Annotated in this window: 16 protein-coding genes and 3 tRNA genes; 9 read left to right on the top strand and 10 right to left on the bottom strand. The window is 43.3% G+C overall.

Annotation, left to right across the window (positions count from 1 at the left end; translation table 11 throughout):
- Positions 1–76 precede the first annotated feature (76 nt).
- The 9 genes from HMPREF1536_RS13165 to HMPREF1536_RS13125 form a co-directional block, all read right to left on the bottom strand.
- Positions 77–2,767, bottom strand: coding sequence for a glycoside hydrolase family 2 (locus HMPREF1536_RS13165; RefSeq protein ID WP_028729742.1), 2,691 nt, complete (start codon positions 2,765–2,767; stop codon positions 77–79).
- A 10-nt stretch (positions 2,768–2,777) separates the two neighbouring features.
- Entirely contained in the window at positions 2,778–3,917 is a 1,140-nt protein-coding gene (locus HMPREF1536_RS13160; protein ID WP_028729743.1) for a glycoside hydrolase family 130 protein, read from the bottom strand.
- Positions 3,918–3,978: 61 nt separating this feature from the next.
- Positions 3,979–4,674 carry a DUF3823 domain-containing protein gene (locus HMPREF1536_RS13155; RefSeq protein WP_028729744.1) on the bottom strand — a complete coding sequence of 232 codons (696 nt, stop codon included), beginning with the start codon at positions 4,672–4,674 and terminating at the stop codon, positions 3,979–3,981.
- 22 nt (positions 4,675–4,696) lie between these two features.
- A complete protein-coding gene (locus tag HMPREF1536_RS13150) occupies positions 4,697–6,544 on the bottom strand; it encodes a RagB/SusD family nutrient uptake outer membrane protein (protein WP_028729745.1) in 1,848 nt (615 codons plus the stop codon).
- 12 nt (positions 6,545–6,556) lie between these two features.
- The gene (locus HMPREF1536_RS13145; protein WP_028729746.1) at positions 6,557–9,943 is read right to left on the bottom strand and encodes a TonB-dependent receptor; all 3,387 of its coding nucleotides are present in this window, start codon (positions 9,941–9,943) and stop codon (positions 6,557–6,559) included.
- A 105-nt stretch (positions 9,944–10,048) separates the two neighbouring features.
- The gene (locus tag HMPREF1536_RS13140; protein ID WP_028729747.1) at positions 10,049–10,975 is read right to left on the bottom strand and encodes a FecR family protein; all 927 of its coding nucleotides are present in this window, start codon (positions 10,973–10,975) and stop codon (positions 10,049–10,051) included.
- A gap of 64 nt (positions 10,976–11,039) precedes the next feature.
- A complete protein-coding gene (locus tag HMPREF1536_RS13135; protein ID WP_028729748.1) occupies positions 11,040–11,612 on the bottom strand; it encodes an RNA polymerase sigma-70 factor in 573 nt (190 codons plus the stop codon).
- 196 nt (positions 11,613–11,808) lie between these two features.
- Complete coding sequence (locus HMPREF1536_RS13130) at positions 11,809–13,569, bottom strand: S41 family peptidase (protein ID WP_028729749.1); 1,761 nt, start codon at positions 13,567–13,569, stop codon at positions 11,809–11,811.
- A 47-nt stretch (positions 13,570–13,616) separates the two neighbouring features.
- Positions 13,617–14,594 (bottom strand): adenosine kinase, encoded by a 978-nt coding sequence (locus tag HMPREF1536_RS13125; protein WP_028729750.1) that lies wholly within the window; start codon positions 14,592–14,594, stop codon positions 13,617–13,619.
- Between the two features lie 118 nt (positions 14,595–14,712).
- Between HMPREF1536_RS13125 and HMPREF1536_RS13120 the strand changes: the two genes are divergently transcribed.
- The 3 genes from HMPREF1536_RS13120 to HMPREF1536_RS13110 all read left to right on the top strand — a co-directional run bounded on the left by HMPREF1536_RS13120 (position 14,713) and on the right by HMPREF1536_RS13110 (position 15,002).
- Positions 14,713–14,786: transfer RNA gene (locus HMPREF1536_RS13120), tRNA-Asn, on the top strand.
- Positions 14,787–14,819: 33 nt separating this feature from the next.
- Positions 14,820–14,893 (top strand) — tRNA-Asn (locus HMPREF1536_RS13115).
- 35 nt (positions 14,894–14,928) lie between these two features.
- Positions 14,929–15,002: transfer RNA gene (locus HMPREF1536_RS13110), tRNA-Asn, on the top strand.
- A 294-nt stretch (positions 15,003–15,296) separates the two neighbouring features.
- Here HMPREF1536_RS13110 and HMPREF1536_RS13105 read toward each other — a convergent pair.
- Positions 15,297–17,939, bottom strand: coding sequence for a glycoside hydrolase family 78 protein (locus HMPREF1536_RS13105; protein WP_028729751.1), 2,643 nt, complete (start codon positions 17,937–17,939; stop codon positions 15,297–15,299).
- A gap of 267 nt (positions 17,940–18,206) precedes the next feature.
- Here HMPREF1536_RS13105 and HMPREF1536_RS13100 point away from each other — a divergent pair, with 267 nt between their 5' ends.
- The 6 genes from HMPREF1536_RS13100 (at position 18,207) to HMPREF1536_RS13075 (ending at position 25,372) form a co-directional block, all read left to right on the top strand.
- Positions 18,207–20,573, top strand: coding sequence for a TonB-dependent receptor (locus tag HMPREF1536_RS13100; protein ID WP_028729752.1), 2,367 nt, complete (start codon positions 18,207–18,209; stop codon positions 20,571–20,573).
- 64 nt (positions 20,574–20,637) lie between these two features.
- A complete protein-coding gene (locus tag HMPREF1536_RS13095; RefSeq protein ID WP_028729753.1) occupies positions 20,638–21,720 on the top strand; it encodes a sensor histidine kinase in 1,083 nt (360 codons plus the stop codon).
- A complete protein-coding gene (locus HMPREF1536_RS13090) occupies positions 21,710–22,777 on the top strand; it encodes a sensor histidine kinase (protein WP_028729754.1) in 1,068 nt (355 codons plus the stop codon). Before HMPREF1536_RS13095 ends, HMPREF1536_RS13090 begins: the two co-directional genes overlap by 11 nt.
- Complete coding sequence (locus HMPREF1536_RS13085) at positions 22,774–23,493, top strand: LytR/AlgR family response regulator transcription factor (RefSeq protein WP_028729755.1); 720 nt, start codon at positions 22,774–22,776, stop codon at positions 23,491–23,493. The genes HMPREF1536_RS13090 and HMPREF1536_RS13085 overlap by 4 nt, the downstream gene beginning before the upstream one ends.
- Entirely contained in the window at positions 23,480–24,238 is a 759-nt protein-coding gene (gene trmB, locus HMPREF1536_RS13080; RefSeq protein WP_028729756.1) for a tRNA (guanosine(46)-N7)-methyltransferase TrmB, read from the top strand. Before HMPREF1536_RS13085 ends, trmB begins: the two co-directional genes overlap by 14 nt.
- A 24-nt stretch (positions 24,239–24,262) precedes the next feature.
- Entirely contained in the window at positions 24,263–25,372 is a 1,110-nt protein-coding gene (locus HMPREF1536_RS13075; protein WP_028729757.1) for an Mrp/NBP35 family ATP-binding protein, read from the top strand.
- Positions 25,373–25,389: the final 17 nt, after the last annotated feature.

Below are 25,389 nucleotides of genomic sequence, written 5' to 3'. Positions count from 1 at the left end.
CACGTTTTTCCATAATATCCCGGATGAAGACATGTCAACAATAAACATATCCTCATCCGATCTTAATAAGTTTATTCTACCTTTTGATTGTTTGAGGTTTTACATTCCACCCTTTCACAATGAACTTGCCATTGGCAGGTAGATTCTTTAAAGCAGTTTCTATAGTTACTTTCTTAGACTCTCCCGGAAGTAAAGAAAAGAAATTATCACTATAAAAACTGGGTCTCACAGGCCTTCCATTTTGATCCAGATATTGTAACTGAACAAAGAAAGCTAGTGAAGAAGAGGGATTATGAATGTTCAACTCCATTGCTTGCCAGTCTCCTTTCTTTTTAATCCCGGACTTTACTTTAAGTGTTACTTCTTTCAGCTCCGCCAAACTCTCAAAACCAGAAGTAGCCGGCCCTGTCAATGTTTTAGCCCCTTCATAATTATCTTTCGAACGCCAATAAAAATTATCCGATATGATCTTTCCCTTATCATCGTACAAGTGAAGCTTTATGAAATGCACCTGAGAGATATCTCCGGGAAAATCGATAGTAAAAAGATCATTAACGACACCATCCTCCGGCACATCGATTTGTTGAGTCTTTTCCCAGACCCTTTTACTCTTTATATTATATACTTCAGCAGTCACTTTATACCCTTTAAATGAACGATAATAATCATTGTACACCGATACAGTATTCTTTAAATAATCAAACTGGACATGTAGCGGCTCCAGGGCATTTTGTGTATGATAAAGCGAAGCAGTCGGTTCCAGGGAATAATCCCACATACGGGCACAAACCTGACGAACCGGACAATTATGATACCAAAACAACAATCCCGAAGCGTAACGATCGCCATAATCGAACTTGTTATAGTTCCAGACTTCCCAAATAGATTTGGAATTAATTGCTCCTACAAATTGTCCTTTCGTTGCAAACTCTTCAATTGAAGAGGAAAGACCATAGTTGTCAGTCAGCTCAGTATACATCGAGGTCATCAAATGAAAACCACCTCCGTCATGATAATCCCAAACCTCCTTATTGATAGGCCATAGGTCTGCTTCATCCATTACTTCACGCAAAGTTTCGACTGTAGGAATTGTCGGAGCACCGTATTCCGGGTTGAAACCATCCACACGACTACCTCGCTCGGACGCTGTATTTTCATAATGTTGCATCGGATTGACCTGTTTATAAGGACTTCCATCGTGTACCCCGTCACACTCCGATTGCATCTGGTATCCTCTGGTTCCATCCAGTTTCATGATCAGGTCTTTCGCTCCCGGCATCTCGGTACTTTCATTTGAAGATACATAATAAGCTAACGACGGATGGTTCCGCAAGCGTTTAACCGTAGCCTCAACATTACTGAGATAGACATCGGTATCATGCGGATGCTTTGTGTCTCCGGTCATCCAAAATTCTTGCCATACCAGTAGCCCCATCTCATCACACAACTGAAAGAAGTAATCAGACTCAGCAATGCCACCTCCCCACATACGGATCAGGTTTATACCCGATTGCTTGGTATAGCGCAGTTCCGCATAAGTTCGTTCATCCGAAGAACGAAGCATTGCTTCCGGTATCCAGTTTGTCCCCCGGATAAAGATCTTTTTCCCGTTGACATAAAACTGGCGGGATCGATCCGGTGTATTCTGATCGGAAGTTATTTCACGGATACCGAAACGAGTCTTTGTTTCATCAGACACTTTTCCGTCTACCGTAACAGTCAGTTTGAGTTCATACAGTTCCGGATTCCCTTTGAAAAGCGGCCACCACAAACGCGGATTATCAATAATGAGTTGCGGAAAGTCTTCCGGTGTAAAACAAACTTCTTTTGTTTCTCCCCTGAACAAATCCAACTCTTTACTGAATGTAATGTTCTCACCACAGATCTCTCCTTTAACAGTACACTTCACTGCTCTTTGTGTCGGATTTATTACCTCAACGCTTACCGTTTCTTTTGCCCGATTATAATCCGGTTGGGATAACTCCGATTTGATAAATGGATGACGAAGGACAGCTTTGTCCGTTGCGTAAAGGCAAAGATTCTTCCATATCCCCGTATTACGGTCGCGGATACCATCATTGAAAGTAAAGTCCCACCCTACACTCATCAGCATAGTCGTATTCAATCCTATATTACCATCACCACCATTATGGAACTCACCAGCGGCTCCCCATTGTTTAGGTTTGATAGTACCCGGCATGTCTACAGGATAGACCTTAATTGCCAGTGCATTCTTTTGACCGACACGAGCAAAATCTGTCATATCGATATAATCAGGTTTAAACATTCCTAACATATTACCCAACAAATACCCGTTTACCCATATTTCAGCACGATAATTGATGCCATCGACCTGAAGCCAAATGATTTTACCTTTATAACTTTCAGGTACATCAAACTCCGTTCGAAACCAGTAAGTATAGAAATCTCGTCCTGCCTTAGCCAGATCCGGAATAATATTCCGATCCAGTTTGTTGTTCATTCCATAATAAGGTTCCGGATAAACTTTGTTGTAAACAAGTGAGTTCAGGACTGTCCCCGGAACGATAGCTGGCATCCATTGCTCGCTCTGATAGCCAGGTTGAGAGATTTTCTCTGCCGGATCTCCGATTTCATCAGCTTTATACATTTGCCAGGCAAAATTACCGTTATGTCCGGATTCCGAGTCCAGATATATTTTATCCGAATTACGGTAATAGTTAGGAGTCTGTGCCTGGATCAGGCAAAATGATAGAAATAAAAATATTCCAGTAATAATGTTCTTCATAATTCATTGTTTAGTTCGGGATCTGATCTCCGGGAGTTTTCTTTGCCGGATCATAAACAGCTACACCGACCTGAGAATCCGCACATCCGTAATAGAGAAACCATTTATTCTTAAAAAAGACCAAACCTTCGATGAAAACAGTTCCGTCTACATATTGCCCGCTCTTCTCAAACGAAGCCATCGGACGAAAGAAAGGGACATCTAAGCGTTGCAGGACTTTCATCGGTTCTCTGGCATCCGTCAGAATCTGACCGGCACAGTAAGCACCTGCCGTAAAGCGTTTATCACGTTTATCGTCGTTCGTCTGGTTTTTACCATTGTAAAGCAATACAATGCCTTTATCAGTCACCACCGCAGGCGGTCCACATTCAGTCAAAGCACTATCGAAATATCGGTCGCGTGGTTTGATTACGGCTGCCAGTTCATTTTTATCATCCAGCACAGGTGTCCAGTTTACCAGATCCTCGGATGTAGCAGCGGCTACCATATGTTCTCCCCAGTACATGAAATATTTTCCATCTATTTTTGCAAGAACCTGTTTTCCCTTTTCTACCTTAGTTACCATCGAGCCTGATTTGCACGCCATATCTTTAAAACGCCCGTTATAAGCTTTAGCGAAAGCAGGGCCATGTTTTTCCCATTTGATCAAATCACGGGAAGTCGCAATACAAAGGCGTGGCACTTTTCGGTTCCATGATGTATATGCCATTACATATAAACCATCTTCAGTCATAGTTACCCGGGGATCTTCACATCCTCCCGGCCACTCATATTCCTTCATATTATCCTTATCCGGATACATTACAGGAGAACTTCGGCGTTGCACATGGATGCCATCTTCCGATTCTGCCAGTCCGATACGTGAAGTCCGTTTCCCAATCCCTGTAGCTGAATTGTCTTCTGCACGGTAAAGAATACAGATTTTATCCCCTTTGACAGTTGCTGCCGGGTTAAAAACATCGCTTTCTTCCCATCCTATTGTCTTTCCCTGCATAGGACAATCAAATTTACTTGAAGGATCGGGCGTGATAATCGGATTAGCTTTCTCCGGTCTGACAAATCCACCTAAAGCCCAGTCGGGCAAAACATTTTGGCTATATCCTATAAAAGGTAAAACAGCCAGACTGATAAGTAAGATACTTTTTTTCATGTTCTAAAGAATTAAAGACACAGATATCTGATTCACCAAACAGATATCTGTGTCAGGTTATTTATTGTACAATAGTTTCAATGATAGTACTATAATTGATCACTCCCTCGGTTTTAGCACCAATGCGGACATATATTTTATTACCATTTCCCTGTATTTTGTACAGATTGTCTTTATAGTTTTTATCATTTTCCAAATCAAAAACTATAGTTCCTTCTTTCTCGTTGACAGTCTGCTTACCTGCCTGGTTCGCACTTCCGTTGTCAACCCCAGGAGCAAAGTTCCAGTATCCGTAAACTTCAGATACATCATAATTGCTGCTCGTCGGTATTACCCTGTATGTAACAGTAACTTTTTTACCCGCAACCTGGGCTGACGCACTGATTCTTGCAAAAGGGGTTGCTTTCAAATCCAGAGTTGTCTGTCCTTTTACCGTAACAAACTCTTCACATGGGGAAACAAACGGGCCGTTAACGACTATTTTATAATCACAGTTGAACAACTTTGAGTTTTCGTATGATCCGTCCATTTGGGCATAGAAATCGACAGACTGCGTAGCATCTGTATTTTGCTCGAACATATTAATAATGATACCCGTAGAACCCTGGACAGGTAGTGGGATCGGTTCGTTTGTTTCTGCATCCAGAATTTGTCCTTTGATACCTCCGTTAGGAGACTCATAATTATCCAAATCACTCAGACAGCTTGTCAAACAGAATGAGCAAATGACCATTAATAATAAACTTATCTTTTTCATATCAAATTTCTAAATTAGGTGATTAATTAGTAAAGCCCGGATTCTGAATAAGATTCGGATTTGAATTCATATCTTCCTGATTAATCTTTGTATAATAATTCTTTTCCAGGAAAATACGCAATTGTTTAGGAGAGTTGTAGCCTCTTTCAAATACATATTTACCATCACGAATATCATACCAAGGGTACAAGGCTGTTCCTCTGAACCCATTCAAGCCCCCCTTTGCCACATCCAGATGAGCTATCCTCCAACGTTTCATATCCCAGAAACGATGACCTTCAAAGGCCAATTCAACTCTACGTTCGTGACGTACTTTCTCCATATTAATACTAGCCAACAAAGCAATACCGGCACGTTCACGAATCTTATTGACAGCATCTAACGCCTCCGATGGTTTATTCAGCTCCATTGCAGCTTCTGCCAAATTTAGATAAATTTCTCCTAAGCGGAAAACAGGCCAAGGTGTTTCTGACTTACCCATATTCATATCGGTTAATGTCTCATCCCAAAATTTCTTCTGATAAAAACCGGTCTTGGACGCATCCCCAGCATCAGCACCGCCATCTTTACCTGATGTGCTATATGTTACTCCATTGACTTCAACCGTGTTACCTCCATCCGGTTGACTTGTTGCCTGATGTTTTTCATTATCAGAAACGATAATACCTCTTTTCCATTCAATTCTGGAACCTTGACAAGGAGATCCCGGTAAATACACAGATGCAAAAAGACGAGGATCTTTATTTGCAAAAACATCATAAGGATCATCAAAACGAAGTTGTTTCCCATTTTCCTCTAGCGCCAACGTACCTTCGGATCCGTCCACATAATCATAGGCTTCGATCATTTCCAAAGTCGGAGCAATACCACAGCCCCAGCCTCCGGCACGGTAAGAGAACGGGGCATTCCGTTTGTCCCAGTCATGCCCTTTACCTCCCGCTACATTGTATTGTTTCTGGAAAATATATTCTCCGTTATCTCCATTCCCTTTCAAGAATATATCGCAATAGTTCTGTGCTTTATTATCCGGTTTCTTATTATACAGTTCATAAAGTCCTGAAGATATTATCGTTTTCGATACATCATAAGAAACCTGAAAAAAACGATCGGCATCCGAAGAAGATATTCCAACAAGACCATCTAATTGGACGTTGCCATAACGTGCTATTGAACCTGCATATAATGCAGCACGGGAGCATAACGCTAACGCCACATACTTATTTGCCCGGTATTTAGCATCCGAATTTCTCGTATCAGGAAGCTCCAATGCAGCCTCCTGACATTCTTTAATAATAAAGTCATAAATTTCGACTTCTTTATTACGAGGCACCATCAATGCTTCCAGATTATTTGGGTCGTATTCCTGAGGTTCATTGATAAGAGGAACGCCACCATAACGTTTCACTAATGTGAAATAGTGCATGGCACGTAAAAAGCGGGATTCTGCCAGAAGTAGTTTCTTTTCTGAATCAGATAAAGCTGTCGCCTCCTCCAGTTGACTGATAAAATCGTTACAGTTTCGTATATTTTTATAACGATCAGAAAATTTCTGCTCGAACAAGGCATCTTCATACGTATAGGTTGCATTTCCATTATCGAAAAGAGGGTCTTTCTGGAATGAACCCTGTGCCTCGTCAGACATAGAAGAAGCATTTTGTAAACGCCACGCATCACGATACCAATAATTAAAATCTTCTACATTCAGTCCATCGTATAGATTAACCATCACACCATTGATCAGTTTAGGATCCTGCCAAACCTGTTCAGGTGTTATGATATCGAAGGATTCTTTTTCAAGATAATCGGAACAAGCCGTTGTACTCAATAAAAGCAGTCCACATCCAATATTTCTTATAATTGTAGTCTTCATCGTTTCTTATTTTTAGAATGTTAGGTTAACACCGAAATTAAATGTTTTCATTTGCGGATAATAGCGGAACATACCGTCTTTATTCTCCGGATCCATATACTGCATTATACCGGTGCGACTGGTTATCGTTGCTGTATTAAAGCTATTCACGTATATACGCAAATTCTCAATGCCAGCTCGTTGCATCCATCTTTTTGGGAAAGTATAACCTATCTCGACTGTTTTCAGACGTAAATAATTGGCTTTCTGTTTTGTCCAGGTATTGTTACCTGCATTTGCAGAGAAACCTGTCGGACGAAGTGCCGGCATATAACCCGGAATCCATTCACTTGACATATCTGAAGGATCTTCTCTATGCCAGCGGTCTAACCAAAGAGTTATACCATTACCTAGCCCCTGCTGAATAAACGGAGACATAAAGTCACCGCTCGTAAACACTTCATGCCCTGCTGCTCCCTGAAAGAAAAGAGTTATATCAAATCCCTTATATTCTCCGTAAAGATTCAAACCATAATACATACGAGGTGTATTTCCATGTCCGATAGGCTGGTCGTCTTTCCCGTCAATGATACCGTCGTTATTCCAGTCTTCAAACTTCAGATCACCCGGCATTAACGATTTATTACCATTGCTATCCTGAACCGGAGAATTCATGATCTCCTCCCAACTCTGAAACTGTCCGACCACTTTCTTACCCCATTGTATGTCCTTATAACGGTTATTACTGTTATTCCTCCAATCGTCATACATATTGGCAGACGCTGCACGTTCTACATGCTCATTATAAATACGGGTTGTGGAAAAATTCGCTTTTATATCATAAGTAAAATCTCCGATTTGCTTACGATGCCCTACTACAATTTCAAATCCCTGATTCTTATCGGAGTTCAGGTTTTCTACGGGAAGTTCCTGACCGAATGTTGTTGGTAATGTGAGCTGACGCTTTGTCAATAGCCCCGTTCGTTTACGAACGAAATAATCAAACTCCACGCTGACCAAGCCAGATAAGGCTGAAGCTTCAAACCCGACATTAGTTGTCTTGGATTCATACCAGGTCAAAGCCAGGTTAGGCATCCCCCTGTCTTTAGCACCGTTTGTCACTCCTCCCGAACCCAGCACATAATTTCCTGATGGATATAAGTAACCTGTCAAATATTGGTAAGCTCTATATTTGCCATCTTTCTCATCATCATCTGTATATCCGGTAACTCCTTCATCTCCTACCTTACCATATGAACCTCTTATTTTGAAATTGTCAACCATCGGTAATGTTTCTTTAAAGAATGCTTCTTCAGATACACGCCATCCTAAAGAAACAGCAGGGAAAAATCCCCAGCGGTTATCCGGTGCAAACTTATACGAACCATCATAGCGGAAACTTACTTCTGCCAGATATCTGCTATCGTATGCATAGTTGACACGACCTACCAAACCCGCGTGAGCAGAAACACGTGCAGTTCCGCCATTGTTCATGTTCGTTTTATCACCGGCATCCATCTGATCGATAGCTCCAACCGTGAACTGGCGATAAGCTTTCAAAATATCAGTACGGTCATTATTGAATTCCCATAATACTAATGCACCTATATCATGTTTGCCAAATGTGTTTTTATAGTTCAATGATATCTGACCATTGGGTCTGAAGTAATTATCGTTTTGAGTTGTTAACTCCGAAATAGTATGGCTTCTCGATTTATTATATATATCCGCTGTTGCATCATAAGTATATTCATAATATTCTTTATACCATTTACGGCTATACAGATTATTATAATCGTAAGAAAATAAAGCTTTAGCAGACAATCCTTTTACCCAGGGTAACTCCCAGTTCAATGCTATGGAACCATTAAATTCACGGCGATCACGACGATCATAGCCAACATTGTCAATGTCCGATAAATGAATAGGATTTCCATTATCTCCCGGATTATTCCAATAATCAGGATTATCATTGGAATAAATGGGGAATATCGGCTTTGCCATTTGAATCGTACGGCTTAGAGGATCCGCTTCATAAGGTTTCATACGTGTATCCAAGCGTCCGCTTAATTGCAGGTCTACCGTAAAACCTTTTACAATTTCGGCACTGATATTGGAACGGACATTATACTTTTTATAATTAAATGCTTTCGACTTATAAATTCCCTCCTGATCCGTTAATCCTAAAGAAAAGAAATACTTTACCTTTTCCGCACCGCCGGAGACACTCAGATTATGATAAGTGGTCGGGGCAGTTTTACGGATTACCTCATCATACCAATCTGTTGTACCAATCCCTTGTCTGAAACGTTCCAGGTCTTCCTCCGAGTAAGGAGCTGCGATCCCGATATTCTGTTGGGCCTCATTATACAAAGTCGCATATTCATATCCGTCGTAATATTCCGGATAACGGGTTATATTCTGTATGCCGACATATCCATTATAATTGATCTTAGGTTTACCAATCTCTCCTTTTTTGGTCGTGACAAGAATAACGCCATTCGCTCCCTTGAAACCATATACTGCAGCCGAAGCATCCTTCAAAATACTGATTGATTCGATATCGTTTGCATCAATCTGTTTAAAATCACGTTCTACCCCATCTACAATTACCAGCGCATTACCGTAACCACGGATATCAATACTGGCATCATCATCTCCCGGCGCACCACTTCTTTGTACGGCGCGCAAACCCGGTAATTTACCTGCCAATGCATTACTTACATTAGGTGTTTTAACCGTAGCAATATCTTTTGACTGGAGAGAAGCGACTGATCCTGTTACCGATGCCCGTTTCTGGACACCATAGCCAACTACTACCACTTCTTCCAATGCTTCTGAATCTTCAGATAAGTTAATATTTAATACTGATAAGTTACCAACAGGAACTTCTTTCGTTGTAAAACCAATATAAGAAACCACCAATACCGGGTTCTTTTGTTGAAGGTTCAAGGTAAATTGTCCGTTAACATCCGATATGGTGCCGTTCGTCGTTCCCTTTTCCACGATGTTAGCACCTATAACCGGATCTCCGTTTTGATCAACAATATTACCTTTAACCGGTCTGGTCTGTTGTTTTGTTTCCGTGACAGAAGCTGGTGAAAGGACGATATAAGTTCCTTCTATCTTAAAGGTTACACTGTTTCCCAACAGATTCTGCAGCACGTCCTCCAATGATATATCATTGGCTTTAACGGATACTTTACGGTTAACATTTACGTTTTTATTATAAATGAACAACAAATTTGTCTGGCTTTCAATATCGTTCAATATATTTTCTAACCGGACATTACTTTTATCAAGGGTGATCCGTTTGTTCTGTGATTTCACCATTTCCGCCTGTAAACAGATGGCACTGGAAAAGAAGAACAAAAAGGTCATCTTCAAAATACGAGATACACTGAATTTTCTTTTCTTCATGTTTGTGATAGTTTAAGAATGATATTAGATTAATTATTTACACAGGGCCATACTTTTCCCTTATTTCGATTTTTAAATCATCTCATAGGCTATATAAATTAAATGTTATTTAATATGGATTTCCTCTCTGTTCTCCCTTTCAAATATGAAATGGGCGTCTTGTTGTAATGCTCTCAACACCTCTTCAATCCCATCGGAGATACGGAATTTTCCACTACATGCATAGTTATCGAGCCCGGGATTGTCGATAACTATACGGATACCATAATTCTTTTCCAGTTTCTTCATCAAAACATCGAACTTGATATCCTTAAATGTAATAACCCCGTCTTTCCAACTATAAGGACTGAAATCGGTGATGGGAGTGACAGTCAGTTTTCCATTATCCAGCCTGACTGCATTATTGGGTTCTAACACAACTGATTCATCTGATTGTAATTTGTCGGAAACTCTTACGCTACCCCGTAACAAGGCGGTCGAGAAATCATCTTCATCATAAGCTTCGACATTAAACTCAGTACCTAAAACTTCTACTTCACAGCGCCCGGTATTAACTATAAACTTCTTGTTTTCATCTCTGGCCACATCAAAAAAGGCTTCTCCTTTCAAATGTACTTCACGTCTGTCTCCATTAAATGAAACGGGATAAGAAAATTCAGAACGTGCATTCAACCAGAGATGGGTTCCGTCCGACAATGTTACTTCCACCCTTTGCCCGGCAGGGACTTTAATAGTATTAAAGGCAATATCCGATAAAGGTTCGTTTTTGACAAATATCGATATATTTTGCAACAGAAATAAAGTAACAATAGCAGCAGCAACACTTCCCACCCATTTCCAAAGAAAAGCAGGGCGTTTGCGAACACGCGGACCTAACCGGAAGTCATTAAACAGCAGAGCATCATAAAGAGCACGTTCCTTATAGAACATTTCTTTGTTCTCTTCACTGTCATTCACCCATCGACGGATCTGCGTCAGTTCTTTATCTGTCGCCTCCCCACTAAACATTTTATATAATAACTTCTGCTCCATTTTTTCCTGTTTCTATAATAAGGGCGAATGAAGGAGCAGATACCCTAAAGAAAAAATGTTTTTTTTAATTATAGAAGAAATCGAAGACAGAAAGTAAGGCTGGCAGATAGTCCTTTAAATCCTTACGCAAAGCGGTTAAAGCTTTGCTGATATGAAACTCAACACTTTTTACAGAAAGGCTCGTTTCCCGGGCTATCGTTTGATAGCTTTTCCCTTCATAACGGCTCATCATAAAGATACGACTTGATTTTTCAGGTAATTTATCTAATGTTTTTTTGATTAATTCCTGTACCTCTGCGCTGAATAAAGCTTCCGGTTCGCAAGCTTCCAGGCTGGATATGCGCATTTGAAGCTCCCATTCTTTATTGGAAAGTAAGTTTTCCGCTATGTTGTTCCATGTACGTTCTCTCTGCAAATGATCCAGGCATTTATTCTTGATAATAATCAATATATATAAAGGAATATCTTTAACATCTTCCAGCCTGTCACGGTTTTCCCAATAGTACATCAGACTTTCAGCAACCAGATCTTCAGCAGTTTCATGATTATAGGTATATGAATACGCGAACCGAATGTAGCGTTCACGATGATTCATGAAAATATAATTGAATAGTTTTATATATGCTTTCTCATCCATGATATGCTTCTATTAGGTAAGTATTACACAGCCGGTTAACTGAATTAATAATTGAATTGTACTCTTTATTTTCAAAGTAGAACACGGGCAAAGATAAACATATTTGAAAAAAATCTAAAGATAGCGCATAAAAAAACTCATGCAGTCGGATTCAAAATCAACAGCATGAGTTCTTTTATATACTTGTAGTATGTAGTTACCCTACGGTTTGATCAAACACATAAGCAATATTTCCACTTCCGGTAGACGACTTAGTGTTGTCTTCAGCCGGTTTACTGTCTCCTTTTTCCGGAGTACTCAATGTCTTATTATATAATTCCTGATCACCGAGGACTTCCAACGCTTTTTCAAGCACTTCGTCATCCTTCAGGCTTTCCAGCAATTCTCCTTTCTGGAAATAGTAGCGTTTTACGATCTCTGAAGCCATCAACTTCTTGATTTGCTCTTTATAAAGCTCGAAATCCCTGTCCAAGTTCGGAGTCAGGCGGGCTTCCAGGTCGTTGAAGATCGTTGAATCGCTGTTCATGTAGCCTTCAAACTTGGCTATCTCTTTCAGATTCTTCAGGACTTTTTCGCTCTGACGGTCGTAAGTGAAGTTCTTTTCTTTTGCATAGTTCTTGAATGCTTCGAAGTCTTCGTCAGATACAGTAAACTCTTCTACCGAAGGAATTGTCTTATGCTTCTGCGCCCAATTGGTAACAAAGTCAACCAACACAAAATCCGTAGCTAGGTAATACATCATCGTCGGCATTTCTTCCTCTTCTATTTCGAACTCAGGACGAACGCCTCCGCCGTCACGGACTGGGCGGCCTTTAGAGGTATAGAATACCGATGTCAGGCTGTCGGGAATGGCATCCACACTACCGTCCGCTTTCCGGTGGCTGTAGTCCATTTGCTGGATACAACGGCCGCTGGGAATATAATATTTACTCATCGTGATCTTCACACTTCCGTTGTAAGGCAATTCACGGGTAGACTGAACCAACCCTTTACCAAACGAACGTTGTCCGACCAGTACGGCACGATCCATATCCTGCAACGAACCCGAAACGATCTCGGCAGCAGAGGCAGAGTTGCCATTGATCAGGACAGCCATCGGCATAACCGTATCCAGCGGTTCATTGGCCGTACGATAAGTACGATCCCATTGGCTGATCTTTCCTTTAGTTGAAACAACTTCCTTTCCTTTCGGAACAAACATGCTGACAATCTGTGTGGCACTTTCCAGCAGACCACCGCCGTTATTGCGCAAGTCGAGGATCAGCGATTTGATATGATGATTTTTCTTCAGGTCTTCGAAAGCATTCTTCACTTCCTGGGCACTCTTGTCAGTAAAACCTTTCAGGTAGATATAACCAACGCTATCGCCACGTACACCGTAGTAAGTAACCTGGTCTACAAGTATTTGCTTACGGATAAGTTCCACTTCACGCGGTTTCTTTTCGTTCGGACGCTGTATCTTCAGTCCCATTTTCGTATTGGGCACACCTTTCAACAGGTTGCTGACTTCGTCGGAAGATTTATTCGTTACATCCACCGTATCGATAGCCAGGATACGGTCACCCGCCTGAAGTCCGGCCAATGCGGCAGGCATTCCTTCAAACGGTTCGATAATATAGACACCACCTTCCTGGCGTCCGCGGATATAAGAACCGATACCGCCATATTCGCCGGTAGTCATTATTTTCAGCTTATCCATTTCCTGTTCCGGATAGTACTCGGTGTAAGGGTCAAGGCTACCAAGCATACTGTTGATGCCCCGGCGAACAGTCTTTTCCACATCGACAGAGTCTACGTAGAACATTTCAACTTCTTTTATCAGCGCATTGAAAATATCGAGGTTCTTACTCACCTCAAAGCGGTTATCTTTCTGAGCCTGTCCCGGCATAATACTCCCGAAGAGGAGCAGTAAACAAAACAAACCTATCAATCTTTCTCGTCGTATCTGCTTATACATAGAATATTTAGTTAATTAACGATGTAAATGTATGCATAAAACACATTTCAGGATAATATCGTATCTACTTTTAACTTTATTTGTTCCCATTTATCATCCGGGATCTGGGCACCGATCACATCTATTATATACCCGGCCAGGAGTGATCCGATGCGGGCTGATTGTTCCAAACCGGCACCGATAGACTGGCCATAGAGGAAGCCGGCTGCGAAATGATCGCCTGCCCCCGTTGTGTCGATGGGTTTACCTCCTTCTGCCGGAACAGCGATCACCTGTCCGTTGCTACCTACCAACGCACCCTCTTTGCCCAGCGTAACCAAAGAGACTTCCACCATTCCGGAAAGCACTTTGACGGCTTCGTGAGCGGTCAGCCCGGTAAAGGCTTCAGCCTCGCTTTCGTTAGAGAAAAGAATATCCACATATTTAGGGATAATATCATCCAACAAGCCTTTGAAAGCATTGACGATATTAAAATTAGATAAATCGAGCGCTACTTTCAGACCCAGCTTCTTGGCTTTCTGCATCGTGGTACGAACCAGTTCCTCGTTTACTAAAAGATATCCTTCTATATAAATACAATCATATTGGCTAAGGATTTCTTCTTTTATCTCATCCGGTGTAATAGTCGGAGCCGGCCCGAGGAATGTACCCATAGAACGCTCGCCATCTTTCGAGATCAGCACCGTACAGCTTCCTGAAATACCCGGTGTCTTTATAAAGTAAGGAGCCACACTGGCATCTTTCAGCGCCTGTTCATAGAATTCGCCCACCGAGTCGGTTCCAATTTTACCTATAAAACCGGTATTTGCACCCAGGCACGCCATTGCACGCATGGTGTTACAAACCGAACCTCCCGGCGCCTGGCTTCTCTCCAGACGTTCCTGTGTTTTACGGATAGCGATCATCTGTTCCTGGTTGATCATATCCATTGCACCCTTCTTTATACCGACTTCAGCCAATACTTCATCACTATCCAGTCGCAATAAAACATCCACCAAAGCATTTCCTAAGCCTATTGTATTCATTTTTTCAATTTTTTTCTGCAAAGATATTGCATATTTCAAAAAGAACCTCTACTTTTGCAGTGCAATTTCAGAAAGGGGTATACGAAAGCATACGGAAAACTTCTGAAAGATTGAAAATTCTTCCTTAGCTCAGTTGGTTAGAGCATCTGACTGTTAATCAGAGGGTCCTTGGTTCAAGTCCAAGAGGAAGAGCAGAAAGACATCGGGAAAGACTGAAAAACATATTCTTCCTTAGCTCAGTTGGTTAGAGCATCTGACTGTTAATCAGAGGGTCCTTGGTTCAAGTCCAAGAGGAAGAGCGAAAAGACATCGGGAAAGACTGAAAGACATATTTTCTTCCTTAGCTCAGTTGGTTAGAGCATCTGACTGTTAATCAGAGGGTCCTTGGTTCAAGTCCAAGAGGAAGAGCAGAAAAAGAGATACTTCATAGAGGTGTCTCTTTTTTTTGTGCCCGGTTTCCTTTCAGTTTCCTCCTTAGGAAATTGCAGTTTCTTCGGTAGGAAACTCCAGTTCCCCGCCTAAGAAATTATAGTTTCCTGCGGTAGAAACTGCAGTTTCCACAAGAGAGAACTACGAGGAAACTGTAATCAACTGACAACTACCACAGTAAGCATAAAACAGAAATACAGGTAAGAGCTTCCTATAATTCGATATAAAAAGAAAGAGGCCTGACTAAAAAAGCCGGCCTCCTCACTGCAAATATTACTTTGAAAGGGTTAAAATGAGATCGTGTCTGCCTGCTTCCAGTTCGATCACCTTATCACCTTTTATATTGTCCGGAAGATAAAGGGTTGCCGTACTATTGGCTGGGACGATCACTTCATAATTAATCTTTCTCCTATCCCACTTCCATTTGGAAACGATCCGGCCATAAGGGGATTCATGTTGTGCTTCGAAATGCTTCAGTTCTTTTACGAAGTTTGGACGCAGCAGGATATGTTTAAAACCGGGTTGCTCAGGATCGGGGAAGATACCTCCCAAGCCTTTATAGAACCATCCGCCTATTTCCCCGAACATCATGTGATTGTCTGAAATATCGCGTTCGGCTTTCAAGTCCCAGTTCTCCAGTAAAGTCGTTGCTCCGTTGACAATCCACCAACCCCACGAAGGATAAGTATCTTGCGCGGCTACCTTATAGGCCGTTTCCGCATATCCGTTTTCGCTTAATGCGTTCAGGATTGCTTTGGCTCCCAATACACCGACATCAAGGTGAAATCCGGCTTCTTCCACTTTCTTTGCCAGATTTTGTGCAACTTTAGCAATCATATTGTCGGGAACTATTTTCCATTGTAAAGGAACACTTAATTCCGTCTGACTGCCGTTGGCATAAATGCCTGTTTCCTTATTCAGGTATTTATCGTTCACCGCATTCTTTATCTTCTCCGCCAATGCCGTGTAATAAGCCAGATCTTCCTGTTTGTTAAACAGCTTGGCTGCATTAGCCAAGATCCGGGTATCTACATAGAAATAGATGGAAGATGTCAGCTCCTTATTTGACTGGGACTTGACAGGCACCCAATCGCCACGTCCCCAGGTAGTCAGATGGTTCGGGCTTGTGCGGTCTACGTAATCGACATAACGCTTAATGTTTTCATAGCAGTCGACCAACAGTTTACTGTCACCATAAAACATATATAGCTCCCAGGGGATAATTGCAATCGTACTTGTCCAGTCTAATCCGTTATCCGTGCCGTATCCCCATCCTCCTGTCGGGATAATATCAGGGAGAACACCATTAGGTTGTTGTTCGTCGCGATGGTCTGCCAGCCATTTCTCATAGACTGTAATGCCATCATAATTATACAAAGCCGTTTCTATGGCAAAATGACCGTCGCCTGTCCAGCCGTTCTTTTCACGCTGCGGACAGTCGGTCGGATAGCCCATCAGGTTTGACAGATAAGCGTTATTGGTAGCCCACCAGAGTTTATTGACAAGTTCGCTCGATGTATTGATCTTTCCCACAGAAGGGACATCGCTGTGCATGAAATAAGCAGTCAGGCTGTTTTGATTGAGTTCGATCGGCTTATCGCTGGTTACTTCCACATAACGGAAACCTTTATAATTGAATTTTGCCATAAACTCATCTTTACCACCACTCAAGATCAATATATCTGTCTGGAAAGGATCTTTCACCTTATCTCCCCTGTAATAAACATCGATATTGGACATATCGATACGTCCATTATCAAAGAGCCGCTCTCCGTGCATGATCCTGACCTCTGTTCCTTCCTCTCCCGAAACATTTATCCGGGTTACTCCCGACATATTCTGTCCGAAATCGAATACATACGTCTTTTCATTTATCTTATTGATTGATTTTGCGGGAATAGTCAGAACATTACGGATCGGACGGGCTTGCTGCGCTACAATGTTTTGGGAAGGGGCGCCCCTGTATCCCACTCCATTCCACTTAGAGTCATCAAAGTTCGGCATATTCCAGCCGGCCTGTTCAAGACGGGCGTCGTAATGCTCTCCGGTATAGATACTGTTGAAGATCAGTCCACCTGAAGAAGTTTTCCAACTAAGATCGGTAGGAATGGTTTCGACACTTCCATCGCTGTAAGTGATACGGAGATCCATACAGAATGCAGGCCGGTTACGCCAGGGAGCCCGGTCGAAATCCCACACGGCCTTCGATTGGTGGTTGTACCATCCGTTACCCAAAAGCACTCCTATGGCATTATCTCCGTTCCGGAGCTGGCCGGTTACATCGTAGGTAACATACAGATTACGTCTGTCGAAACGGGTGTACAACGGATCGAGGCGGTGGTCACCAATCTTCTCTCCGTTGATATACAATTCGTATAGTCCAGCCGCAGCGATATAGGCGCGTGCCGATTTTATCGTTTTACCTGCAGCAAACTTCTTGCGAAAATAAGGGGCAGGCTGATAGTCTTTGTCTTTTCCGTCGCCAATCCAGGCTCCTTGCCAGTTCTTTATGCTCATCATGCCTGTCTCAAAAGAATGGACGGACGAAACGACTTCCTTTTCCAGCAAATCATCACTTATTACTTTCCAGTAATATTTCGTACAAGGCTCCAGTGGCTTCCCGGCATAGGTAACCAATATATTTTCGGAGATTAGCTTTCCGGTGTCCCACATATCGGCAGTTCCGCCGGCCACCTGTATCGAGTCTTTGCCAACCAACACCCGGTATGCACGTTGCCGCGCCCCCTGCCTGCTATCTTCCATCTTCCACGAAAGACGGGGAGCGGGATTATCTATTCCTATCGGATTTTCAAGATGGTCACTTTGCAGGCCGGTCAACCGGACGGCTGATTGCCCGTTAGCATTGGAAAAACTAAAGAACGTTGAAACACAAAATGTTAGTATCAGTCTTTTCATTCGTATGTTATTATTAAAACAAGTATCGTTATATCTCTATTCTACATTATCCGTTAGATCGTTCCAAAGGTCTGCATTTTATGAAGAACGTTAGTTATAAAAAATGACTTTTGACCTAATAAAAATGATATTATTTCCTAAATACAGGATTTACCTTGTCTACAATAAAAAGGATTCTATCTACAAGAGAACCCCTTCCGTCTACAAATAAAAAAGCCCTCTTCCTACACAAGTATCTTCGCTGCATAATCATAAAACAAGACAGTTATGAACAAAAGAGACTTTTTATTATTCTTACTTCTCTCTTTATTATCAACATCCATTTGTGCTCAACAAAAGGGAAACACCCAGCCGGTTCAAAACATACGCGGAACAGTTATCGACCGGGCCTCCGGTCATCCGATGCCTGATGTAACGATCATGCTTTCAGATATGCCGGGCACAGGCACTACAACCGACGAGCGCGGACAATTCGTTTTGCCGGAGATCCCGGTAGGGCGGCATAACGTACAGGCTTCTTTTCTCGGATACGAACCTGGTATCTTCAGCGAAATACTGGTAACATCCGCGAAGGAAGTATATCTGGACATCTCACTGAAAGAAAACGTCAACGAATTAAGCGAAGTCGTTGTCCGCCCACAGATCAACAAGGAACAGCCTCTCAACAAAATGGCGGCTACCGGTGCCCGGATGCTTAGTGTGGAAGAAGCCAGCCGTTATGCCGGAGGACTGGATGATCCTGCCCGCCTGGTGAGTTCGTTTGCCGGAGTAGCAGCCAACCTGTCCAGCAACGGAATATCCATCCACGGGAATGCCCCTCACCTGCTGCAATGGAAAATGGAAGATGTGGAAATACCGAATCCGAACCATTTTGCCGATATATCCATACTGGGCGGCGGTATCTTATCATCACTCAGCAGCCAGGTTCTGGGTAATTCCGACTTCTTCACGGGTGCCTTTCCCTCCGAATACGGGAATGCCGTTTCCGGCGTATTCGACATGAAACTGCGTAACGGGAACAACCGGAAAATGGAGAATACCTTTCAGGTAGGTATATTGGGAATAGATGTCGCTTCGGAGGGCCCTCTAAGCAAGAACCACCAGGCTTCCTATATCTTCAACTACCGCTATTCTACTACCGGACTACTTAACAGCATTTATCCCGGCCTCGACATGGGCGGTACGCTTAATTACCAGGACCTGAATTTCAAATTCAACATTCCGACACGTAAAGCCGGTACTTTTGCCGTGTGGGGTACCAGCCTGATCGACAAATACGAAAACGATTTCGAGGACGATCCGCTGGAATGGGAACATACCCGGGATAATTTCCAGTCGACAGCCAAACAATATATGGCTGCCGGAGGGATAAGCCACCGGTACTTCTTTCCGAACAATGCAATGTTGAAAACAACTTTAGCAGCCACCTATTCCGGTATGAATGCGACAGAAGATGCCCATGCAGCCGATCACACCGTCAGCCCGTTCACCTATCAGAAGAACAACACGACGAACCTGATCCTGACATCTTCCTACAACCGGAAATTCAGTGCACGCCATACCAACCAGACAGGTTTCACCTATACCCGTTTGTTCTATAATATGCGTCTAAACCTGGCTCCTTTTGAAACGGCCCCGCTAAACACCCTCTCAAAAGGAAAAGGACAGACCGACCTGATCTCAGCCTACACCAGTTCCTCTTTCGGTATCACAGACCGGCTTTCTGTAAATGCCGGCTTGAACAGCCAGGTTCTGACGCTTAATAATAGTTGGACTCTCGAACCCCGGTTGGGAATTAAATGGGCGCCGACCACTAAGTCTTCGTTTGCCTTGGCATATGGCTTGCACAGCCGGATGGAAAAGATGGATGTCTACTTCGTCAATTCCAAAAGTACCGGAAAGGAATCCGTAAACAAAGACCTCGACTTTACCAAGGCTCACCACCTGATGCTGACATTCGGCTATAAATTATCCGACAATCTGCTTCTTAAAGTCGAACCTTATGCACAATTCCTGTACGACGTTCCGGTTATTGCAGACAGCTCCTATTCCGTATTGAACCGGAGAGAGTTTTATGTGGAAGAGGCTCTCATAAACAAAGGGAAAGGACGTAATATCGGGGTAGACATCACGCTGGAACAATATCTGAGCCGCGGATTCTATTACCTGGTTACAGCCTCTGTTTTCGATTCGAAATACAAAGGAGGAGACGGCGTCTGGCACAACACACGGTTTAACCGTCGGTTTATCCTCAACACATTGATCGGCAAAGAGTGGATGGTAGGTTCCAAAAGACAGAACATATTAAGTGCCAACGCCAAATTCACCCTGCAAGGAGGAGAGCGTTATTCTCCCCTCGACCATGCAGCAAGCCTGGCACATCCCGACAAAGAAGCACAATATGACGAAACACGGGCTTATTCCGAACAGTATCCGGTCATGTTTATCGCAAACTTTACGGTCAGCTACAAAATAAACAGAAAGAAAGTAGCACACGAGTTCGCCATCAAGGCATTGAATGTGACAGGGACGGAAGAATATTACGGTTATCACTACAATCTGAAAAGCGGTGTGATGGAACGGAACGGGAACAGCATTCCTATCAGCAATATCAGTTACAAACTAGAATTCTAACCGGTATGCAAACAGATACCAAATAAAATAGTAATTTCGGACAGTCTAAAGAGTAAGCCGCTGTATGGTCGACAACAAAATAAACAAACAAACTTTCTTATACCAGTTCCTAATTGAACCCAGATACAGGATAGCCCGTCATATTTTATTGCTCGCGGCTGTAACAGTTGTATCGCTCAACCAGAACGTCTATACCTTTGGGGCCAGACTAGAGCAACTGGGAAATCAGGTCTACCTGGCCGGGATATGTACCCTAATCTCCTATTTCATTGTAGGCTATCTGCACCTTTATCTGTTGGTTCCCAGGTTGCTGCTAAAGAAAAAGTATCTGGTCTATATCCTTTGCTCTTCCGTGTCCGTCTTATTGCTCATTTTACTACGATATGTACAGGAATACTGGATATTCACCTCATCCGGTATTCCTCCCGTTAGAGGTTCTTACTTTAATATGGTAAGCATCCTGGATAGTTTATCGGATTATATGCTGAACATGATCTGTATTACCGGTATATCCATGACTGTCCTGTTAAAACACTGGATGACAGAAAACCAGCGTGTAAACCAACTGGAAAGGAAACAGATACAATCGGAAGTGGATAACCTGAAAGAGCAGGTGAATCCCTCCCTGTTGTTCAACACGCTGAACCGCACAGGGGTACTATCCAAAAGCGAACCGCAAAAGGCTGCCGATATGGTGCTCAGGCTAAGCCAACTACTCCGCTATCAACTGTATGACGGGGCACGTGATAAAGTTCTGCTTAATTCCGAGATCAACTTCCAGACTCATTACCTGGCTCTGGAAAAGTTTTATTCGGACACTTTCGACTATCAGATCGTTTCCGACAAAGCATTGACAGGCGTCCTGATTCCCCCCCTGCTGCTTGTTCCGATCATCCAGTATGCCTTGAAAAGGACGGTGAAACAGGAAAAACGTCCTTCCATCCTGTTGCAAGCCGACCGGGAAGGAGAAGAGATACATATCACCTGCCGATTCGACGATCCGACAGAACCGGACATGAAAGAACTGGACAGCTTAAAGACCCGCCTCGAACTTCTTTATCCGGATAATTATTCCTTATCCGTCACGCAGGAAAAGACGACAGGTACAAGTACCATTACATTAAAAATGAATACACATGGCAACTAAGACAGACCATATAGTACCCGATTTTCTGCTAAGTCCTCAGAAAAGGGTTTACAGGCATCTCCTGCTGCAACTGATCGTCTTCTTTATTACGATCAATGTGTTCTGGGATACACCGGATGAACTGATTATCACCCCGCCCAGAATCCGCTCCTGGATCGGTTATTTCCTGATGATCGACATGCTTATCTATGTCAATGCCTATGTACTGGTACCGCGATTCCTGCTCAAAGGCCGGTTTCTCCGTTACCTGCTCAGTTCAACAACCCTGATCCTGTTATGTATCATCATACTCGGTACACTTCAAACCCTTTTCGAAGATACCCGGTTCGAAAGCATTCCACCCAGCCCATCGGTGATGTGGCTGAATATCATTTCTTCGACAGTCTCCTGCGGATTACTGGTTGCCGCCTCATCCGCCCTCGTCATTTTTAAACACTGGATCAGCAACAACCAGCGCATAGACGAACTGGAAGCCGCCACCCTGCAATCGGAACTGAAATTCCTGAAAAGCCAGATCAATCCGCATTTCCTTTTCAATATGCTGAACAACGTCTACGTATTGATTAAAAAAGGACGCGACGAAGCGGCAGAAGTTTTATTCAAGCTGGAAGACCTGCTGCGTTACCAGCTTAACGACAGTTCGCAGGAAAAGATACAGCTCAGTTCGGATATTCATTTTATGAATGATTTCCTGAATCTGGAAAAGATACGCCGGGATAATTTCAACTATATCATATCGAAAGAAGGTGATATAAATAAGGTATGGCTTCCTCCGCTCCTGTTTATCCCTTTCGTTGAAAATGCAGTAAAGCATAATACGGACAGCGAGAATGCTTCGTTCGTACATCTTTCTTTCATCGTACAGGACAACCGGTTGCTATTCCGGTGCGAAAACTCCATACCGCTCCCGGAAGAGGAGGTAAAAGAGACACGTATCGGTGGCCTGGGACTGAAGAATATCAGAAGACGCCTGGAGTTATTATATCCCGGCCGTCACTCGCTGGAAATCATTGAAATGAAACAAAGTTACACCGTTAATTTACAATTGGAACTATGAATTGCATAATCGTAGACGACGAACCGCTGGCCCGTGAAGCAGTGGAGATGCTGATAAATGAGACCGGACAACTGACGCTGGCCGGCTCTTTCAACAATGCCGCCTCAGCAGCAAAGTTTATCCATGAACACCCTGTCGACCTGATCTTTCTGGATATCCGCATGCCAAAGGTTACCGGACTGGAATTTGCCCGTACCATCCCGAAAAGCACTTTGGTCATATTTACAACGGCCTATGCCGAATATGCCATCGACAGTTATGAAGTGGATGCCGTCGACTATCTGGTCAAACCGATCATTCCCGAAAGATTTCAGAAAGCGGTTGAAAAGGCAATGGCTTACCATGCCCTTCTGCTGACCGGAGAAAAGGAAAACATTGAAAATGTAGAAAGCGAATTTATGTTCGTCAAGTCCGAACGCCGTTTCTTCAAAGTAAATTTCAAAGACGTCCTCTTTATCGAAGGCTTAAAAGACTATGTGATCATACAGCTTCCCGACCAGCGTATCATCACCAAGACCAGTATGAAAGCAATCCATGAACTGCTCCCTAAAATATTCCTGCGGGTAAACCGCTCGTACATAGTAAACACCCAGCAAATCGCCTCCTTCGACAACAACGACATCTACATCGACAAATACGAAATAGCCATCGGTAACAACTACCGGGATATCTTCTTCGACGAATTTGTATTATCTTTGCAGCATGGGAAAAAATAAGTTAGCAAAGTTTGACGATATGGCGGGTTATCCGCATGTTTTCCAGTATCCGTTTGCCGTTCTCCAGGAGAAAGGATTTGAGCTGAAAGGACACTGGCACAAGGAGTTTTTCAAGAATGATAACCCGATCGTACTCGAATTGGGTTGCGGTAAAGGTGAATATACGGTGGGACTGGCACGGCTCTTTCCGGACAAGAACTTCATCGGTGTAGATATCAAAGGTGCCCGTATGTGGACAGGAGCCAAAGACTCTATGGAGTCGGGTATGACAAATGTAGCCTTCTTGCGCACCAGTATCGAACTGATCTCCCATTTCTTCGCCCCCGGAGAAGTTGCTGAAATATGGATCACATTCCCCGACCCGCAAATGAAAAAGGTCAACAAACGACTGACTTCCACTCGCTTCATGAAGATGTACCGCGAAATACTGGCCGGAGATGGCATCATCCATCTGAAGACGGACAGTAACTTTATGTACACCTACACCTGCGAAATGGTGAAAGCCAACCATTACCCCGTCCTGTTCAGCAACGACGATCTTTATCACTCCGACCTGGCAGACAATATCTTGTCTATCAAGACATATTACGAACAGCAGTGGCTCGACCGCGGACTGAACATCAAATACATCAAATTTGTTTGTGAGGAAAGGGAAGAACTCATCGAACCGGACGTAGAGATCGAGCTCGACCCCTACCGGAGTTTCAACCGGAGCAAACGCAGTGCACTGGCTTCCGGCAAATAAGACAACCAATTATACAATTATATTATGGCTATATATCCTAAACTGATCATGGACGCACTCGCTAAAGTGCGTTACCCCGGAACAGGTAAAGACCTGGTAGAGATGGGCATGGTGGAAGACAACATACGGATCGAAGGCAATAAAGTAAGCTTCTCTCTCCTATTTGAGAAACCGAACGATCCGTTTATCAAATCGGTAGTAAAAGCAGCCGAAACGGCAATCCTTACTTATGTAGGCGAAGAGGTAGATATCAAAGGGAATATCGAAGTAGTAGCCCGCCAGGTAGCGCGTCCCGAACCGGACAAACTGCTTCCGCAGGTAAAAAATATCATCGCCGTATCTTCCGGTAAAGGGGGAGTAGGTAAAAGTACGGTTGCCGCTAACCTGGCAGTCGCTTTAGCCGGACTGGGTTACAAGGTAGGTTTGCTGGATGCCGACATCTTCGGCCCTTCGCAACCTAAGATGTTCAATGTGGAAGATGCCCGTCCTTATATGGAAGAAGTAGATGGCCGCGACCTGATACAACCCGCCGAGAATTATGGAGTGAAACTATTATCGATCGGTTTCTTTGTCAATAAGGAAGATGCCGTTCTGTGGCGCGGCGCTATGGCCAGCAACGCCCTGAAGCAGCTTATCGGTGATGCTAACTGGGGCGATCTCGATTACTTCCTGATCGACCTGCCACCGGGAACAAGCGATATCCACCTGACTCTGGTACAGACATTGGCTATCACAGGCGCTATCGTTGTCAGCACCCCGCAAGAGGTTGCACTGGCCGACGCCCGTAAAGGTATCAGCATGTTCACCGGAGAAAAGATAAACGTACCGGTATTGGGACTGGTTGAAAACATGGCCTGGTTCACTCCCGCCGAACTTCCGGAGAACAAATATTACCTGTTCGGAAAAGAAGGAGCCAAACGTCTGGCAGAAGAACTGAATATCCCCTTACTGGGTCAGATCCCTATCGTACAGAGCATTTGTGAAGGGGGCGACAATGGAACGCCTGTAGCCTTAAACCCGGAAACAATCACTGGCACCGCTTTCCGCGAACTGGCAGAAAACGTAGTCGAACAAATCAACTACCGCAACGAAAACCAGGCACCTACGCAAAGAGTGCACGTAAGTAAAAGCTGACAACTGTCACTTATCAA

This window comes from Parabacteroides gordonii MS-1 = DSM 23371 (genome assembly GCF_000969825.1).
Taxonomy (GTDB): domain Bacteria; phylum Bacteroidota; class Bacteroidia; order Bacteroidales; family Tannerellaceae; genus Parabacteroides; species Parabacteroides gordonii.
Note: the sequence above shows the minus strand (reverse complement) of the source record. Positions and strands in the feature narration are given on the sequence as shown.